This is a genomic window from Phycicoccus sonneratiae (assembly GCF_016887965.1).
Taxonomy (GTDB): Bacteria; Actinomycetota; Actinomycetes; order Actinomycetales; family Dermatophilaceae; genus Phycicoccus; species Phycicoccus sonneratiae.
Window position 1 is genome coordinate 35,423 of sequence record NZ_JAFDVD010000027.1, and the last position, 17,123, is coordinate 52,545.

The following is a 17,123-nucleotide window of genomic DNA, read 5'->3' on the forward strand; positions in this document are numbered from 1 at the left end:
GACGACGCTAGCGAACTCGCGGGGCGGGAGAGGCCTGCGGTGCAGACGGGTTCGGGACGGTCAGCGCCCCGGGTGCTGCTCGTCGACCCACTCGCGCGGCGGGAAGAGTGGGATGGCCCGGGCGTCGTCCTCGCGCAGGTCCTCGGCCCGGACGACCGGGATCTCCCCGGTGTCGCCGAGCCGGCCGAGCGGTCCGAGGTTCGAGCTGCGGTACCAGGTCTCGGGGCTGGTGCGCGGCATCGTCGGGTGGCCCGCCGGCGAGACGTCGACCCCGCCGGTGCCGGGGCCGTCGTCGCGCGGCGCCGGACCGGGACCCCGGCCGCGCGGCGGACCGCCGTCACCGTCGTCCGGCGGGTCCTCGCGACGCCGGCTCCGGCGGGGCAGCTTGGGCCACGGCCGGTCGGCGTCGCGCCGCTTGGTGCGCGGCTTCTCGCCGAAGATCTCGGAGTTGAGCGCCGCGTTGACCTCGTCGGGCTCGGGGATGTGGGTCAGCTCGCGGATGGCCTGCTGCTGGCCGGCGCTCTCGATGACGATCGTGCCGAAGCCGAGCAGCTCGCCGACGAAGCTGCGGTGGTAGGTCATGTCCGTGACCTTGGTGAGCCGCATCATCGGGACGCTGAGGCTGAGCACCCCCTCGTGGATGAGGATGCGCTTGTTCGTCGCGACGAACCACCGGTACCGGCGCTGCAGCTCGGTCCACCCGAGCCGGGCGAGCCCGACGAGGAACCCGACGAAGACGAGGTCGATGAGCCGGGGCGCGGCCTTGACGTCGACGACGAGCCACCACCACAGCCAGCCGGCGAGCACCGGCCAGAGCAGGTGGCGCACGAGCACGGAGGGGTGCTGCCGGGTGCGGATGACGATGCGCTCACCCTCGGCGAGCTGGCGCAGGAGGCTGTTCCGCACGCGGCCGGGCATCACCGCGAGGTCGTCCTCGACGCTGTCCGGGGTCCCGTCCGTGACGGCGTGAACCCGCGGCACGGGTCAGCCTCTCAGCAGGCTGTCGAAGAAGCGGCCGATGTTGCTCACGCCGCCCGCGACGACGTCCCACGCCGAGCCGAAGATGTTCGCGGCCGAGTCGGGCGAGGTGAGGATCGCGTAGAGCAGGAAGACGACGACGAGCCACATCACGATCTTCTTGACCGGGGGCATGGCGAGTCCTCCTGCTGCGGGCGCACCCTGTGCACGCCTCGCCGTCGATGGTCCCAGACGTGACTCGTGTGACGGATGAGGTCGGGCATCGGGCGTGTCGGGGTGCCGTGCGCGGGGCGACCTACTGGGCGACGCCGTAGAGCCGGTCGCCCGCGTCGCCGAGGCCCGGCACGATGTAGCCGACCTCGTTGAGCTTCTCGTCGATGGCGCCGGTGACGAGGGTGACCGGCGCCTCGATGCCGGCGACCGACTCCTCGAGGTGCGCGATGCCCTCGGGGGCGGCGAGCAGGCAGACGGCGGTGATGTCGTCGGCGCCGCGCTCGACGAGGTAGTGGATGGCGTCGGCCATCGAGCCGCCGGTGGCGAGCATCGGGTCGAGGACGTAGACCTGCCGGCCGGAGAGGTCGTCGGGCAGGCGGTTGGCGTAGGTGACGGCCTCGAGGGTCTCCTCGTCGCGCTGCATCCCGAGGAAGCCGACCTCGGCGCTCGGCAGCAGGCGCACCATCCCCTCGAGCATGCCGAGGCCCGCACGGAGGATCGGCACGATGAGCGGCTTGGGGTTGGAGAGCTTGATGCCCGTCGTCGGCGCGACCGGGGTCTCGATCTCGAAGGGCTCGACGCGCACCTCGCGGGTCGCCTCGTAGGCGAGGAGGGTCATCAGCTCCTCGGCGAGCCGGCGGAAGGTCGGCGAGTCCGTGCGCTGGTCCCGGAGGTAGGTCAGCTTGTGGGCGATGAGCCGGTGGTCCGGGTTGATGACGCGCATGGGTGAAACTTAGCGCGTGAGCCCTCCCGCCGACCCCGCCGACCTGGCGCTGATGCGCCGTGCGCTGGCGCTGGCCGAGCGGGCCGCGGCGGCCGGGGACGTACCCGTCGGGGCGGTCGTCGTCGGCGCGTCCGGCGAGGTGCTCGGCGAGGGCTGGAACGTCCGGGAGGCGGTCGGCGACCCGACCGGGCACGCGGAGGTCGTCGCGCTGCGGGCGGCCGCCGCGGCGCTCGGCACCTGGCGGCTCGAGGGCTGCGACCTCGTCGTGACGATGGAGCCCTGCCCGATGTGCGCCGGCGCCCTCGTGCTCGCCCGGGTCGCTCGCGTGGTCATCGGCGGGTGGGACCCCAAGCTCGGCGCGTGCGGCTCGGTGTGGGACGTCCCGCGCGACCGGCGGGTGACCCACCGGGTCGAGGTCGTCGGCGGGGTGCTCGGGGAGGAGTGCGGGGCCCTCGTCCGAGACTTCTTCGCCGACCACCGCTGACCTGCGGGAACGTGGCGCCCAGGGGACCCGGGAAACTCGTCTGCACCTCACGTCGAATCTCTGTCGAAGGTTCCGCTAGCGTCGGGTCGCGCCGGCTCCAGATCGGGGTCGGTCTCTCGACGAAAGGCTGCACCATGGGCTTGGGCATCATCGGCTGGATCATCATCGGCGGCCTCGCCGGTTGGGTCGCGAGCAAGATCATGAACACCGACGCGCAGCAGGGCATCATCCTCAACATCGTCGTCGGCATCATCGGCGGCCTCCTCGGTGGCTGGCTGCTCGGCCTCTTCGGCATGGACATGGCCGGGGCCGGTGTCATCGCCAGCTTCCTCACGGCCCTGCTCGGAGCGGTGATCCTGCTGTTCATCGTCAAGGCCGTCACCAAGCGGGCCTGACCCCGCGGCGCCGCTCCCGGGCGATTTCGGGAGCGGCGCGGGCCTCGGGTAGCCTCTCCGGCGGTGGCGTGTCCGAGCGGCCTAAGGAGCACGCCTCGAAAGCGTGTGACGGGGCAACCCGTCCGTGGGTTCAAATCCCACCGCCACCGCCAAACGCAAACGCCCCGCGCCAGCGGGGCGTTCTGCGTTTGGCGGTGAGGGGGGATGCCGGGAGCCGGAGGGCTGCGCCCGAGGCACGAGGGCGCAGGCCGACGGCGGCGTCCCACCGCCACCCCGACGCGGCGCAGGCCGACGGCGGCGTCCCCCCGCGACCGCCACACACCGCATCGAGGTCGCGCGACCTGCGGACCGCGCGCCCGGAGCCTCGGCATGTCGCGCACTCTCGTCCGGCGTCGTCGGACCGTCGACGGACCGAGGCGTCGGCGATAGCGTGGACGTCGAGGTCGCCACCCCTCCCGAGGGGTCGGCGATCGGCATCGGGGGCACCGCGCGCACCCGTCCCCCTGGTGCACCTGCATCACGACGGGTGATGCATCGGGGTCTGTCGGGGCGGGTGTGCGGAGTCGGAGAATGCAGGTGACCGACGGCAGGGAGTGGGAGATGCCCCCCAGCGCCTCAGCGGTGCGACCCGGCACCGGGACCATCACGGTGGTCATCGTCGACGACCACCTGTTGGTCGCCGACGCCGTGGCATCCGGCCTGCACGGCGACCACGGACTCGCCGTGCTCGCCGTCGCCGGCAGCTGTGCCGAGGGGCTGGCCCAGGTGCGCCGCCACCGCCCGCGCGTGTGCCTGCTCGACCAGCGGCTCCCCGACGGCCTCGGCACCGACCTCGTGCCGCGGTTGCTGGAGGCCAGCCCGGAGACCGCGGTCCTCCTCGTGACCGGCGACGACACCGTCGACGTCCTGCACCGGGCGGTACGCGCCGGGGTGATGGGCATCGTGCGCAAGGGTCAGCGGGTCTCGGCCCTGCGCGACGCGATCCTCCGCGCGGCCGAGGGCGTGACGGTCCTCAGCGCGCGCGACGTGAAGCGGCTGCTGCCGCCCTCCGGGGGCCACCGGCCGGGCCCGGGGGAGGACCTCACACCCCGGGAGCGCGAGGTCCTCGGCCTGCTCGTCCAGGGGCTCGCCCCGCGCGAGATCGCCTCCCGCCTGTCGATCTCGTACGCGACGGCGCGCAACCACGTCCAGTCGGTCATCGGCAAGCTCGGGGCGCACAGCACGCTCGAGGCGGTGACGATCGCCCTGCGGGAGAACATCGTGAGCGGGCCGTGACCGCGGCGAGCCACGTCACCCCGGAGCCGGACCGCGACACGACCCGGGTGTTCATCTGCGACGACCAGGCGGACGTGCTGGTCGCCCTGCACGAGGCGGTCGAGTCGGTGCCCGGCTTCCGGGTCGTGGGCACCGCCGGGGACGGCGACGGCTGTCTCCGGGGGCTGCGCCGGCACCGGCCGGACCTGCTGGTGCAGGACGTCAGCATGCCGGGCGGCGGGCCGGAGCTCACCGCCAGCGTCCGGGCCGAGCATCCGGCCCTCGTCATCGTCGCCTACTCGGCGCACGCCGACCCCGCCCTGCGCCGGGCGCTGCGGGAGGCCGGCGCCGACGACTACGTCGTGAAGACCGGGCGGCTCGCCCCGCTGCGGGAGGCCCTCCTCCGGCACAAAGTGCCTGATCAGTGACCGGGTGAGGGTCTTTCCGTCGGCACCGCGGGGTCCTACCATGGCGCGGGACGGGACTTCTGTGACGGTCCCGGGGAGGGCCAGTGGCCGAGCACGACGCCGACCGGACGGGACGCGGGGCCGCCGCTGCGCAGGCGCTCGAGCGCATGTCCGGCGGCGTGTTCTCCCTGTCCCGGGACGGCACCGTGCTGTACGTCAACGAGGCGATCCTCGCGCTGGCGCGGATGGAGTGGGACGACCTCGTCGGGCGCAGCGTCCACGACCTCGCGGCGCAGAGTCGCGACCTCGACTTCCTCCACGTCCTCGACCGCGCCCTGGCCTCCGGGGAGGTCGAGGAGTTCGAGTCCTTCGCCCCGCGGGTCGGCCGCTGGCTGCGCCGCAGGCTCTACCCCACGGACGACGGGGTCACGGTGCTCGTCGACGAGGGGCGTCCCTCCGCCGGACCGGACGTCCCCGACTCCCTCCGCGACGCCCTCGAGCGCGCCGAGGCGGCCGAGGTGCGCTACCGCGACCTCCTGGACTCCATGGCGGAGGGGTGGAAGGAGACCTCGCCGAGTGGTGACCTGCTCGTCGTCAACGACTCCCTCGCGCACCTGCTCGGGTACGACGACGCCGCCGACCTCCTCGCGCACGTGTCGTCGGCGAACGACCTGTACGTCGACCCCGAGGACCGCCTGCGTGGTCTCGCGAGCGAGACGGGCGGCCGGCCGCGGATGATCGAGGCGCAGATGCGGCGCCGGGACGGGGGGACGGTGTGGGTCCGCGCGGTCCTGACACCGCGCCTCTCGGTCACGGGGGAGATCCAGAGCTACCGCGGCTTCGTCGAGGACGTCACCGAGCGGCGCGATGCCGAGCGCCGGCGCCGCGAGGCCGAGGAGCACATCGAGTCCCGGGAGCGCTCCCTGCTCGCCGAGGTCGTCCACGACGAGCCGCTGCAGCTCGTCGTCGCGGCGATGCTCCGGCTCGAGGTCCTCGAGCCGCGGCTGGCCCCGGACCTGTCGGAGCCGGTCGACCAGGTCGTCTCCCTCCTCGAGCAGAGCGTGGAGCGGCTCCGGAACCTCGTCGCGGCGCTGAGCCCACCCGACCTGAGCGACGGCCTGGCCCCGGGGCTGCGCACGCTGGCGGACGGCATCTTCATGGGGACGCCGACGACGGTCGAGGTGGTCGACGCCCTCGGGGTGCCGCTCGCCGCCGAGACGCAGGCTCGCGCCTACCGGATCCTGCGCGAGGCGCTGGTCAACGCCCGCCGGCACGCCCGGGCCGCGCAGGTGGTCGTCGACCTCGAGGAGCGGGACGGGGACGTCGTCCTCTCGGTCGCCGACGACGGTGTGGGCGGAGCCGTGCCGAACCCCGACCCCGGCCACCTCGGCATGACGTCGATGGCCACCCGCGCCGAGGACCTCGGGGGACGGCTGCGCATCGAGAGCCCCCCGGGCGGCGGGACCACCGTCTCGCTCGTGCTCTCGCGGGCCTGAAACCCCACGCGGGCGGCCGTGATGCAGATGCATCACCGAGATGGGGCCACCCGTATCTGTCGCCGGCGGACCCACCCGGCGAGGATGGAGCCGTGCCCCGGGGCCCCGGCCTCCGAACCCCTGCACGGGGGGCGTGTCCCACGGCGCACACGACGGGACTCCAGCCCCCGAACCCCTGCACGGGGGACGGAGACCCCCGACGTCAGGGAGCCCGGTCCCCCACCCCCCCTCTCGTGGGACCGGGCTCCCGCTCGTGCCCGGGTCCAGCGAGGACCCAGACTCGGGGGGCAGGATGGGGCCGTGCTCTCCGGCCTCCTCGAGCAGATCCTCGGCCAGCCCGCCTGGGTGGTCTACCTCGTCGTCGGGCTCCTCGTGTTCGTCGAGGACGCCCTCTTCGTCGGCTTCGTCGTGCCGGGTGAGACCGCCGCGATCCTCGGCGGGGTCTCGGCCGTGCTCGGTCACACCTCGCTGACCTGGGTCGCGGTCGTCGTCGTCGCCACCGCGATCATCGGCGACTCGGTCGGCTACGAGGTGGGCCGGGTCCTCGGTCCGCGCCTCGTCGAGCTCCGGCCGCTGCGCCGGGCGCGGCCCCGGGTCGAGGCCGCGCAGGCCTTCCTCGTCCGCCGTGGCGCCGCGTCGGTGTTCCTCGCCCGGTGGACCGCCTTCCTGCGGGCCGTCGTCCCGGCGCTCGCCGGCTCCTCGCGGCTGCCCTACCCGACCTTCCTCGTGTGGAACGCCATCGGCGGCCTCGCGTGGGGGCTGACCTGCGTCGTCGGCGGCTACCTCGCCGGCCGGTCCTACCAGCGGCTGGAGTCCTGGCTCGGCACCGGGGCCCTCGTGGTCGTCGGCGTCGTCGTGGTCGCGGCGGTCGTCCTGCACCTGCGCCGACGTCGGGCCGAGCGGGCGGTCGACGCGGCCGGCACGGCGGGCGCCGGCGACGTCGAGGCCACCGAGCGCGCCTGAGCGCTCAGCTGGGGGTGGCCGAGGGGTCGGGGCACATCGGCAGCTGCTGGGTCGGGGCGGCCGCCGGCTTGAGCGTCTTGAACTTCGTGCCGAGGGCGATGTCGACGGTGGCGTCCTTGCGCTTGTCGGCGACGAGCTTGGTGCCCGAGGGCATGACGCCGGCGACGAGCTTGGCGGCGGCGGCGCCGGTGGGGCCGTGCCGCACCTCGGCGACCGCGGGCGTCTTGCGGGTCGTCGGGTCGTTGGCGACCTTGCCGACGACGAAGCCGCGGTCGGCGACGAGCTTGGCGGTGCTCCCGGCGAGCCCGGTGCGCCCCGTCGCGTTGTAGACGTTGACGGTGACCTCGTCGGCGGTGACCTCGTTCGGGTCGAACGGGCGGCAGGTGGGCGCCGGCGGGCGCGCGGCCCGGGCCTTGTTGTCGGCCTCGTAGTAGGACAGGCCGTACCAGAACGCGAAGAACAGCCCGAGGAGGACGACCCCGATGGTCAGCAGCGAGCGCCGGCGGCGCTGGCGCGCGGCGACCGATGCGGGGGACTCCGTCGTGTACTCGCTCATCGCGGGTCCTAGAGGCTGAGCACCCGGGCGTGGAGGGTGGGGCGCTGGTGCAGCGCGGCCCGCAGCGCGCGGTGCAGGCCGTCCTCGAGGTAGAGGGTGCCCTCCCACTCGACGACGTGCGCGAAGAGGTCGCCGTAGAACGTCGAGTCCTCGGCGAGGAGCTGGTGGAGGTCGAGCTCGCGCTTGGTCGTGACGAGCTCGTCGAGGCGGACCAGCCGCGGGGGCACACCGGACCACTGCCGCCCCGAGTACCCGTGGTCCGGGTACGGGCGGGAGTCGCCGACGGCCTTGAAGATCACGCGTCCACTCTAGGGCGACCCCGCCGTGGGACCACGGTGCGAAACCCCGGGGGAGCACTACATTGGCGCTCGTGAGCGACAGCAGCCTCATCGACGAGATCCGCGCCGGCTACGGGTTCGAGGGCCCGGCCCTCGAGTTCGGGGCGGCGGTGGTCGACGGCACCGCGCACCCCGACGCGCCGGTCCGGATCCCCCTGGCCGCGATGAACCGGCACGGCCTCGTCGCCGGCGCCACGGGCACGGGCAAGACCAAGACCCTCCAGCTGATGGCCGAGCAGCTCCTCGCGCAGGGCGTGCCGGTCTTCCTCGCCGACATCAAGGGCGACCTCTCGGGGATGGCCAGCCCGGGCGAGCCCAACGACAAGGTCACCGCGCGCTCGCAGGATGTCGGGATGGCCTGGGAGTCCACCGCGTACCCCGTCGAGTTCTACTCGCTCGGCGGCCAGGGCAAGGGCATCCCCATCCGGGCCACGGTGTCGACCTTCGGGCCCACGCTGCTCTCGAAGGTGCTGGGGCTCAACGCGACCCAGGAGTCGAGCCTCGGGCTGGTCTTCCACTACGCGGATGCGCGGGGCTTGTGGCTCGACACCGTCGCCGACCTGCGGGCGGTCGTGCAGCACCTGACGTCCGACGAGGGCAAGGAGGACCTCAAGGAGCTCGGCGGGCTCTCGTCGGCGACGGCGGGCGTCATCCTCCGCGAGCTGATCACCTTCTCCGACCAGGGTGCCGACGCGTTCTTCGGCCTGCCCGAGTTCGACACCGCCGCCCTGCTGCGCACAGCGCCGGACGGCCGTGGGCTGGCTTCGATGCTCGAGCTGCCGGCCGTCCAGGACCGCCCGCAGCTGTTCTCGACCTTCCTCATGTGGCTGCTCGCCGACCTCTTCCACGACCTCCCGGAGGTCGGCGACCTCGACAAGCCGAAGCTCGTCTTCTTCTTCGACGAGGCGCACCTGCTGTTCAACGACGCGAGCAAGGACTTCCTCGACGCGATCCAGCAGACCGTGCGGCTCATCCGGTCCAAGGGCGTCGGCGTCTTCTTCGTCACCCAGTCGCCGAAGGACGTGCCCGCCGACGTGCTGGCCCAGCTCGGCAACCGCGTGCAGCACGCGCTGCGGGCCTTCACGCCCGACGACGCCGCAGCGCTCAAGGCCGCCGTCAAGACGTACCCGAAGACCGCCTACGACCTCGAGGAGCTGCTCACCCAGCTCGGCACCGGGGAGGCGGTCGTCACCGTCCTGTCCGAGAAGGGGGCGCCGACCCCGGTGGCGTGGACCCGGATGCGGGCGCCGCAGTCGCTCATGGCGCCCTCGCCCGACGCGCTCATCGACTCCACGGTGGCGGCCTCGCCCCTGTCGGCCCAGTACGCGACCGCCGTCGAGCGCGAGTCGGCGGCGGAGATGCTCGGCAAGGCCACGCAGGAGCGGGCTGCGGCCGATGCGGCCGCCACGGCGGCGGCGGAGCAGGCCAAGGTCGACGCCGCCGCCGCGAAGGAGGCCGAGAAGGCCCGGGCCGCCGCGGAGAAGGCCGCGGAGAAGGAGCGGCTCGCCGCCGAGAAGGCCCGCGCGGCCGAGGAGCGCCGGAAGGCCGCCGAGCCCGGGATGGTCGAGCAGGTCGTCAAGTCCTCGGCGTTCCGGTCGATGCTGCGCTCGGCCGGCACCGCGCTCGGGCGCGAGATCACCCGCTCGGTGTTCGGCACCAGCCGCAAGCGCTGACCTGCGGGTCCGTCCGGTCGAGGTGAAGGGCGACCCGATCCCGGTCCGGGTTTCACCTCGACCCGGGACGGAGTCGGCCGGTCGAGGTGAAGGGCGACCCGATGGCGGTCGGGTTTCACCTCGACCAGGCGCGGAGGGGTCGGCGGCGGACGTCAGCGGTCGACGACGGTGACCCGTAGCCGCGGCTTCTCGTCCTCGGCGTCCCCGAGGATGCGCCGGACCATCTCGTACACCTCCGGGTGCGCCTCGCGCAGCGCGGTGACGCCGTCCCAGACGAGGTGCACCGGCGCCCCACCGGCCGCGTCGTGCACGTGCTGGAGGAGGCAGTCGAAGAGGGCGTCGTAGTTGAGGCCGTACCAGTCCGGGAAGTGCAGCGCCTCGCCGAACCGCGCGAGGGTCTCGGCCTTGTCGACGCCGGCGGGGACGACGTGGACCGCGCCCTGCCCGCGCAGGCGGCGGACGAGCGCGCCGAGGTCGGTGGCGGGGCCGAGCACGGTGCTCACGGGTCCTCCTCGATGACGCCGAAGCTCGCGTAGTGGTCGGGCGACCAGTAGGCCAGACCGTCGCGGCCGGTGACGATGCGTCGGGCCCCGCGGTCGGTCTCACCGGGGGTCGGCACCGTGTACTCGTGGTACCAGCCACGGGCCTGCGCGGGCAGCAGGCGTTCGCGGTTCTGGAAGACGGCCCCGTCGCGGTCGGACGGGAACGGGCCGCCGGCGTCGATGAGGGCGAGGGTGTCGCGGGCCTCGGGCGGCAGGTCGGCGACCCGCACGACCGGCAACCCGGACGCCGGGTCGACCGAGGCGGCGGCCGTTGACGGCACCGTCGGTCGCGCCGTGGCCTGCCCGACGTCGTCGGTCGTCCGCCCGAGCCACCAGACGGCAGCGAGGACGACGGCCGCGACGGCGAGCAGCGCGACAGCGGCGGACCGGGACGGGTTGCGCGACAACGGCATCCGGCTCAGAGGCTGAGGACCGCGCGCGCGTAGGCGCACTCGATGTCGGCGTCGGTGACGCTCTGCACGTACCCGGGCCGGACGGCGTAGGTGGCCTCCCAGCCGGCGTCCGTGCGCCGCACCGTCTCGAGCCGGTCGCCGAGCAGCTCGCGGAGCTGGTCCTCGCGGGGCAGCCAGAGCGCCTGGTCGAGGGTCACCGAGTCGAGGGCCCACTCGGTGGTGCCGTTGAACCCGAGGAGGGACTGGTCGCGGAAGGTCTGCACCTCGACGGTGAGGTCGGAGATCCAGAACACCTGGCCGGTGAGCAGCTGGGCGTCGATGACGAAGCGGTCGCCCGCCGCCGGCTCCCAGAGCACGCCGGAGTCGACGAGGGCCCTGGCCAGCTCGACGGAGATCACGGGTCCATCCTCACCCGAGGACGGCCGTCAGCGCGACGACGAGGGGCACGCAGCCGACGGTCGTCACGAGGATGGTGTCGCGCGCGAGCGTCGTCGAGCGCTGGTAGCGCGTCGCGTGGACGAAGATGTTCTGCGCCGTCGGCAGCGCCGAGCAGACGACGACGGCGAGCAGCGGGTGGCCGTCGAGCCCGAGCATCAGGTGCGCCACCGCCCAGACGACGAGCGGCTGCACCCCGAGCTTGAGTGCCGACGCGAGCCCCACCTCGCCGAGCGGCACGCCGCCCCCGAAGCCCGGACCCAGCCGCAGCGCCACCCCGTACGCGAGCAGCATCGCCGGGACGGCCATCGCCCCGACGAGCTCGACGGGCGACCGGACCAGCTCGGGCAGCCGCCACCCCGTCACGGACAGCACCACCCCGACGAGCGTGCCGATGGTCAGCGGGTTGGTCAGCGGCCGGCGCAGCAGCTGCCCGACCGACGGCCGCCGCCCGCGCACGTCGGCGTCGAGCAGGGCGAGGGCAAGCGGCTGGAGGACGAGGAGCTGGAGCAGCAGGGTCGGTGCGACGAAGGCCGCGTCGCCGAGCATGTACGCCGCGACCGGGAGGCCGAGGTTGCCGGCGTTGACGTACGAGCTCGCCAGCGCCCCGACGACCAGCTCGCCGACGTTGCGGCGCCACCGCCGGCGGGCGACGCCCACATACACGGCCGCTGCCACCGCCACCCCCGCGGCGGTCGCGACGAGGTTGCGGGACAGCACGTCGTGGACGTCGGTCCGGGCCAGGGTCGTGACGAGCAGTGCCGGCGAGGCGACGAAGAACGCGACCTTGCTGAGGACCACCTGGGCCTCGAGCCCGACGACCCCGAGGTGCGCCACGAGGGCGCCGAGGCCGATGACGGCCGCGATCGTCACGAACCCCAGGAGGACGCCCTGCACCCGGCCATGCTGCACCCCGACGGCGCTGTGCCGCAGCGGGGTCCGTCAGCCGGTCAGCCCTCGGGCCGCAGCACCGACGCGAGCCGGTCGAGCACCGACACGTCCTCGATGGTGCCGGGGACCACCGGCGTCTTCCCGTCGGCGAGCTCGCGCATCGTCTTGCGCAGGATCTTCCCCGAGCGCGTCTTCGGCAGGCCGCCGACGATGTCGACCTGCTTGAGGCTGGCCACCGCGCCGACCTCGTCGCGCACCCGCTGGACGAGCTCGCGGCGGATCCGCTCGCCGTCGGCCTCGGCGTCGACCCCACCCTTGAGCACGACGAGCCCCCGCGGCACCTGGCCCTTGAAGTCGTCCGTGACCCCGATGACGGCGCACTCGGCGACCGCCGGGTGGCCGGCGAGCGCCGCCTCGATCGAACCGGTCGACAGCCGGTGCCCGGCGACGTTGAGCACGTCGTCGGTGCGGCCCATGACGTAGACGTAGCCGTCCTCGTCGATCATCCCGCCGTCGCCGGTGAGGTAGTAGCCGTCGTAGACCGACAGGTAGCTCGCGACGTACCGCTCGTCGTCCTGCCACAGCGTCGGCAGGGTGCCGGGGGGCAGGGGCAACCGGATGGCGATGGCGCCCTCGGTGCCGGGCGGCACCTGGTGCGCGGACTCGTCGAGGACCTGCACGTCGTACCCCGGCACCGGCACCGACGGCGAGCCCGCCTTGATCGGCATCGGGTCCAGGCCGCGGAGGTTGGCCGCGATGGGCCACCCGGTCTCGGTCTGCCACCAGTTGTCGACGACCGGCACGCCGAGCACCGACGTGGCCCACTCGTAGGTGTCGGGGTCGAGGCGCTCGCCGGCGAGGAAGACGGTCTCCAGGCAGGACAGGTCGTACCCCTTCATCAGCTCGCCGGCGGAGTCCTCGCGCTTGATGGCGCGGTAGGCCGTGGGAGCGGTGAACATCGCCTTGCACCGGTACTGCGAGACGACTCGCCAGAACGCGCTGGCGTCGGGAGTGCCGACCGGCTTCCCCTCGTAGAGAACGGTGGTCGCACCGGTGAGCAGCGGGGCGTAGACGATGTACGAGTGGCCGACGACCCATCCGACGTCCGAGGCCGTGAACCACACGTCGCCCGGCCCGATGTCGTAGACGTTCTCCATCGACCAGCGCAATGCCACGGCGTGGCCGCCGTTGTCGCGGACGATGCCCTTGGGCCGGCCGGTCGTGCCGGACGTGTAGAGCACGTAGAGCGGGTCGGTGGCCTCGACGGGGACGCAGTCGGCCGGCTCGGCGTCCGCGTCGACCTCGTCCCAGGTCATCTCCTCCCACTCGGTGTCGCGGACGCCGACCTCGGCCGGGGCCTGCGGGCGCTGGAGGACGATGACCGACTCGGGCTTGTGGCTGCTGCGGTCGAGGGCGCCGTCGAGCATCGGCTTGTACTCGACGACCCGGCTCGGCTCGATGCCGCAGGACGCCGAGACGATGACCTTGGGCTCGGCGTCCTCGATGCGGGCCGCGAGCTCGGCGGGCGCGAAGCCGCCGAAGACGACCGAGTGCACGGCGCCGATGCGGGCGCAGGCGAGCATCGCGACGACCGCCTCCGGGACCATCGGCATGTAGACGACGACGCGGTCGCCCTTCTCGACACCGAGGGAGGCGAGCGCGCCGGCGAACCGCGCCACCCGCTCGAGCAGCTCGCCGTAGGTGAAGGTCGCCGTCGTGCCGGTGACGGGGGAGTCGTAGTGCAGGGCGGGCTGGTCGCCGCGGCCGTCGCGCACGTGCCGGTCGAGGGCGTTGAAGCAGGTGTTGAGCACGCCGCCGCGGAACCACCGGTAGAACGGCGGGTTCGAGTCGTCGAGGACGGTCGTGGGCTCGGTGACCCACTCGATGCCGGAGGCCGCCGCGCCCCAGAACGCGGTGGGGTCGGTGATCGACTGCTTGTGGGCCGCTGCGTGGGCGCCGGTGCTCATGGAGCCATCGTCGCGTCGCGGCGCGCGGGCCGTCCACGGGTCGTGACCGAGGTCTCCGTGGACGGCCGCTCGCGTGCGCCGAGCGGGTGCACCTGCCGCTCGGCCGGTGCCTCAGCCCCAGTTCGCGGCCTGCGTGAGGCAGAACGGATGGCCGCTGGGGTCGAGGAGGACCCGCCAGGTCTCGCCCGGCTGCTCGTGGGGCAGCGTGCCGCCGAGCCCGACGACCTCCTGCGCCGCGGCGTCGAGGTCGTCGACCGCGAGGTCGAGGTGGAACTGCTTGCTGCCGTTCTCGTTCGGCCAGCCCGGCGCCTCGTACCCCTCGACGAGCCCGAACCCGAGGGCGAGGCCGTCCGGGCTCGTGAGCATCCCGTACTCGTCCTGCTCGTGCGCGACGTCCCAGCCGAGCACGGCGTGCCAGAAGGCGATGTCGCGGCGCACGTCGGAGCTGTCGAGCGTGACCATCTTGAGGGCGGCGGTGGCCATGGGGTTCCTCTCGTCGGGGTCGGTCGGTGTCGCCCATCCTCCCTAGGCTGGCGGCGTGCCGGATAGGACAAACGCGACGGCGTCGACCGCCGGAGTGCTGCGCCCGGACGAGTTCGCGCGGCACGTCCGGCTCGAGCGCTCGCCCGCCGGCCCGGGCGTCGCGCCGTGGGTCGAGAACCACTGGGGCCTGCGGTGGGCGCTGCCGGACGGGCGGTGGTTCGCGAGCGAGGTGCTGCCGCACCCGACGTGCTCGCTCACCGTCGAGCACGGGCACCGGCGCGCGGGGATGCCGGAGGGCGAGACCGTCGTCGTCACCGGGGTGTGCACCCGGCGCTTCGACGTCGAGATCCGCGGCGAGGGGGTCGTCCACGGGGTGCGGTTCCGCCCGGGCGGGCTGACGGCCCTCACCGGGCGTCCGGCCTCGGGATGGGTCGACCGCTCGGTGCCGGCCCGCGACGTGCTGCCCGAGCGGCTCGTCGCGCGCCTCGCCGACCCCGCCCTCGTGGAGGACCCTGCGGCGTGGCGGGCGGCCGTGGAGGAGGAGCTGGCGGCCGTCGTTCCCGCGCCCGACCCGCGGCACGAGGAGCTGCTGCGCATCGTGGCGGACGTGCTCGAGGACCGGTCGCTGCTCACCGTCGCCGACGTCGCCGCACGCCACGGCACGACGCCGCGCAGCCTCCAGCGGCTCTTCACGCACTACGTGGGGGTCGGGCCGAAGTGGGTGCTCGCCCGGTACCGGATGCACGACGTGGTCACGGCCCTGGACGACGGCTACGACGGCACCCTCACCGACCTCGCGCACCGCTTCGGCTGGTACGACCAGGCGCACTTCACCCGCGACTTCACCGCCCTCGTCGGTGTGACGCCCGGGCGGTACCGCAGCCGCCGCTGAAGGGTCCGGCATCCGGAGGGAAGGTTCGGCGACCTGCCGGTTGCAACCGATCGGTCGCAGAAGGTTCCGGCATCCGGAGAGAAAGCTGGGACGGGTGGGGCGCTCCCGTTGCCGGATCCTCCGAGCGTGACTAAGTTACGTCGTATCTCACAACGACGTGAACAAGTTACGCATCTGGAGGAACCGTGACCTGGACGCCCACCCGCCGCACCGCCCTCACCGGAGGCCTGGCCGTCGCCCTCGCGGGGGCCGGAGCACCGATCGCCGAGGCCGGCGGTCGTCACCCCGACCACGGTCACCACCACGGCTGGGTCACCTCGACCCTGGCCCGGATGAGCTTGCGCGAGAAGGTCGGCCAGCTCTTCGTGCAGCAGGTCTACGGCGACACCGCCACCACCGCGCGCACCGAGAACACCACGCTCTACGGCGTCGCGACCCCGGCCGAGGTCGTGCAGAAGTACATGCTCGGGGGCGTCATCTACTTCGCGTGGACCGACAGCGTCAAGGACCCCGACCAGATCACCGCCCTGAGCAACGGCCTCCAGAAGGCGGCGCTGACCCGCCGCACGAAGGCCCGCGTCCCGCTCACCGTCGGGGTCGACCAGGAGCAGGGAGTCGTCACGCGCATCGGCCCGCCGGCCACCCAGTTCCCCGGCTCGATGGCCCTCGGCGCCGGCCGCAGCACGAAGGACGCCCGCAGCGCCGCCGCCATCACCGGGCAGGAGCTGCGCGCGATGGGCATCACGACGAACTTCGCGCCCGACGCCGACACCAACGTCAACCCGCTCAACCCGGTCATCGGCACCCGGTCGTTCTCCTCCGACCCGGCGCTCGCGTCGCAGATGGTCGCCGCCCAGGTCACGGGCTACCAGCGCGACGGGGGCGTGATGGCCGCCGCCAAGCACTTCCCGGGGCACGGCGACACCGCCACCGACAGCCACGTCGCGTTCCCGGTCATCACGCACACGCGCGAGCAGTGGGAGACCATCGACGCCCCGCCGTTCCGGGCCGCGATCGAGGCCGGCATCGACATGGTGATGACCGCCCACCTCGCCTTCCCGGCCCTCGACGACAGCGGCGACCCCGCCACGCTGAGCAAGCCGATCCTCACCGGCCTGCTGCGCGAGGAGCTCGGCTTCGAGGGCGTCATCATCACCGACTCCCTCGAGATGCAGGGCGTGCGCGACAAGTACGGCGACGAGGAGGTGGCGGTGCGCGCGCTCGAGGCCGGCGCCGACCAGCTGCTGATGAGCCCGGCGCTCCCGAAGGCCTTCGAGGCCGTCGTCGCTGCCGTCGAGTCCGGCCGGATCAGCCGGCGCGACCTCGACGCGAAGGTCCGCCGCGTCCTCACCCTCAAGGCCGAGCGCGGCGTCGTGCGGCGTCCCTGGTCCGACCCCCGCCGGGTCGACGACGTCGTCGGCACCGCCGCGCACCTCGCGGTCGCCGACGCCGTGTCGAACCGCACGACGACGCTCGTGCGCAACGACGACGGCGTCCTGCCGATGGCGGTCTCCGGCAAGAACCTCCTCGTCACCGGCTACGGCGACACGACGACGAAGACCCTCGCCGCCGGCCTCGCCGGCCAGGGCGCGAGCACGACGGTCCTCACCACCGGCTCCTCGCCCACCGACGCCCAGATCGCGGCGGCCGTCTCCGCGGCGGCCGGGCGCGACGCGGTGGTCGTCACGACGATGAAGGCCTGGGACACCACGGTCACCGACAAGACCCGCGGCCAGCAGAAGCTCGTGGCCGCCCTGCGGCAGACGGGGGTTCCCGTCGTCGTCGTCGCCACGCGCGACCCCTACGACGTCGCGTACCTCGGCGACTGCGAGACCTACCTCGCCACGTACAGCTACAGCCCCGTCGCCCTGCAGGCCGCGGCCCGGGTCATCACCGGCGCGGTGTCGCCGACGGGCAAGCTGCCCGTCGACGTCCCCGTCGCCGGCGACCCCACGACCGTCCTCTACCCGTTCGGCTTCGGCCTCGGCTACTGACGCCGGCCACCCCGAGACCCCAGGA

At 73.5% G+C, this 17,123-nt stretch carries 20 protein-coding genes and 1 tRNA gene; 10 read left to right on the forward strand and 11 right to left on the reverse strand.

Translation table 11 applies throughout. From position 1 onward, the window contains the following. Window positions 1-60: 60 nt before the first annotated feature. From JQN70_RS19190 to upp, 3 genes are all read right to left on the reverse strand, one after another. Window positions 61-981, reverse strand: coding sequence for a PH domain-containing protein (locus tag JQN70_RS19190; RefSeq protein WP_204132999.1), 921 nt, complete (start codon window positions 979-981; stop codon window positions 61-63). 3 nt (window positions 982-984) lie between these two features. Beyond that, window positions 985-1,152: a hypothetical protein gene (locus JQN70_RS19195; protein WP_204133000.1), complete on the reverse strand. Its 168-nt coding sequence runs from the start codon at window positions 1,150-1,152 to the stop codon at window positions 985-987. A 121-nt stretch (window positions 1,153-1,273) separates the two neighbouring features. Continuing rightward, window positions 1,274-1,915 (reverse strand): uracil phosphoribosyltransferase, encoded by a 642-nt coding sequence (upp, locus tag JQN70_RS19200; protein ID WP_204133001.1) that lies wholly within the window; start codon window positions 1,913-1,915, stop codon window positions 1,274-1,276. Between the two features lie 52 nt (window positions 1,916-1,967). Here upp and JQN70_RS19205 point away from each other — a divergent pair, with 52 nt between their 5' ends. From JQN70_RS19205 to JQN70_RS19235, 7 genes are all read left to right on the forward strand, one after another. After that, the gene (locus tag JQN70_RS19205) at window positions 1,968-2,399 is read left to right on the forward strand and encodes a nucleoside deaminase (protein ID WP_204133037.1); all 432 of its coding nucleotides are present in this window, start codon (window positions 1,968-1,970) and stop codon (window positions 2,397-2,399) included. 134 nt (window positions 2,400-2,533) lie between these two features. Next, entirely contained in the window at window positions 2,534-2,794 is a 261-nt protein-coding gene (locus tag JQN70_RS19210) for a GlsB/YeaQ/YmgE family stress response membrane protein (protein ID WP_204133002.1), read from the forward strand. A 62-nt stretch (window positions 2,795-2,856) separates the two neighbouring features. Next, window positions 2,857-2,946 (forward strand) — tRNA-Ser (locus JQN70_RS19215). A 424-nt stretch (window positions 2,947-3,370) separates the two neighbouring features. Further along, window positions 3,371-4,069 (forward strand): response regulator transcription factor, encoded by a 699-nt coding sequence (locus JQN70_RS20425; RefSeq protein WP_307836103.1) that lies wholly within the window; start codon window positions 3,371-3,373, stop codon window positions 4,067-4,069. Then, entirely contained in the window at window positions 4,066-4,476 is a 411-nt protein-coding gene (locus JQN70_RS19225; protein ID WP_204133003.1) for a response regulator, read from the forward strand. Before JQN70_RS20425 ends, JQN70_RS19225 begins: the two co-directional genes overlap by 4 nt. 83 nt (window positions 4,477-4,559) lie before the next feature. Beyond that, a complete protein-coding gene (locus JQN70_RS19230) occupies window positions 4,560-5,951 on the forward strand; it encodes a PAS domain-containing sensor histidine kinase (protein WP_204133004.1) in 1,392 nt (463 codons plus the stop codon). A gap of 300 nt (window positions 5,952-6,251) precedes the next feature. Further along, on the forward strand, window positions 6,252-6,914 hold the full coding sequence (locus JQN70_RS19235; RefSeq protein ID WP_307836104.1) for a DedA family protein: 663 nt from the start codon (window positions 6,252-6,254) through the stop codon (window positions 6,912-6,914). A gap of 4 nt (window positions 6,915-6,918) precedes the next feature. Here JQN70_RS19235 and JQN70_RS19240 read toward each other — a convergent pair whose 3' ends face one another. Further along, on the reverse strand, window positions 6,919-7,470 hold the full coding sequence (locus JQN70_RS19240; protein ID WP_204133006.1) for a LytR C-terminal domain-containing protein: 552 nt from the start codon (window positions 7,468-7,470) through the stop codon (window positions 6,919-6,921). Between the two features lie 8 nt (window positions 7,471-7,478). After that, window positions 7,479-7,769: a type II toxin-antitoxin system VapB family antitoxin gene (locus JQN70_RS19245; protein WP_204133007.1), complete on the reverse strand. Its 291-nt coding sequence runs from the start codon at window positions 7,767-7,769 to the stop codon at window positions 7,479-7,481. 62 nt (window positions 7,770-7,831) lie between these two features. Between JQN70_RS19245 and JQN70_RS19250 the strand changes: the two genes are divergently transcribed. Beyond that, a complete protein-coding gene (locus JQN70_RS19250; RefSeq protein WP_239111886.1) occupies window positions 7,832-9,481 on the forward strand; it encodes a helicase HerA-like domain-containing protein in 1,650 nt (549 codons plus the stop codon). Between the two features lie 152 nt (window positions 9,482-9,633). On the opposite strand, the gene JQN70_RS20430 is transcribed toward JQN70_RS19250, so the two are convergent. The 6 genes from JQN70_RS20430 to JQN70_RS19280 all read right to left on the reverse strand — a co-directional run bounded on the left by JQN70_RS20430 (window position 9,634) and on the right by JQN70_RS19280 (window position 14,212). Beyond that, complete coding sequence (locus JQN70_RS20430; protein ID WP_204133009.1) at window positions 9,634-9,984, reverse strand: barstar family protein; 351 nt, start codon at window positions 9,982-9,984, stop codon at window positions 9,634-9,636. Then, the gene (locus tag JQN70_RS19260; protein ID WP_204133010.1) at window positions 9,981-10,436 is read right to left on the reverse strand and encodes a guanyl-specific ribonuclease; all 456 of its coding nucleotides are present in this window, start codon (window positions 10,434-10,436) and stop codon (window positions 9,981-9,983) included. Before JQN70_RS19260 ends, JQN70_RS20430 begins: the two co-directional genes overlap by 4 nt. A 5-nt stretch (window positions 10,437-10,441) precedes the next feature. Beyond that, complete coding sequence (locus JQN70_RS19265) at window positions 10,442-10,834, reverse strand: hypothetical protein (protein ID WP_204133011.1); 393 nt, start codon at window positions 10,832-10,834, stop codon at window positions 10,442-10,444. A gap of 10 nt (window positions 10,835-10,844) precedes the next feature. Further along, window positions 10,845-11,768 carry an AEC family transporter gene (locus JQN70_RS19270; RefSeq protein WP_204133012.1) on the reverse strand — a complete coding sequence of 308 codons (924 nt, stop codon included), beginning with the start codon at window positions 11,766-11,768 and terminating at the stop codon, window positions 10,845-10,847. A 53-nt stretch (window positions 11,769-11,821) separates the two neighbouring features. Continuing rightward, a complete protein-coding gene (locus tag JQN70_RS19275) occupies window positions 11,822-13,729 on the reverse strand; it encodes a propionyl-CoA synthetase (RefSeq protein ID WP_204133013.1) in 1,908 nt (635 codons plus the stop codon). A gap of 111 nt (window positions 13,730-13,840) precedes the next feature. Continuing rightward, window positions 13,841-14,212, reverse strand: coding sequence for a VOC family protein (locus JQN70_RS19280; protein ID WP_204133014.1), 372 nt, complete (start codon window positions 14,210-14,212; stop codon window positions 13,841-13,843). 55 nt (window positions 14,213-14,267) lie between these two features. On the opposite strand from JQN70_RS19280, the gene JQN70_RS19285 reads away from it, so the two are divergent. Then, a complete protein-coding gene (locus JQN70_RS19285) occupies window positions 14,268-15,104 on the forward strand; it encodes a helix-turn-helix domain-containing protein (RefSeq protein ID WP_204133015.1) in 837 nt (278 codons plus the stop codon). 185 nt (window positions 15,105-15,289) lie between these two features. After that, entirely contained in the window at window positions 15,290-17,098 is a 1,809-nt protein-coding gene (locus JQN70_RS19290; protein ID WP_204133016.1) for a glycoside hydrolase family 3 protein, read from the forward strand. Window positions 17,099-17,123 lie beyond the last annotated feature (25 nt).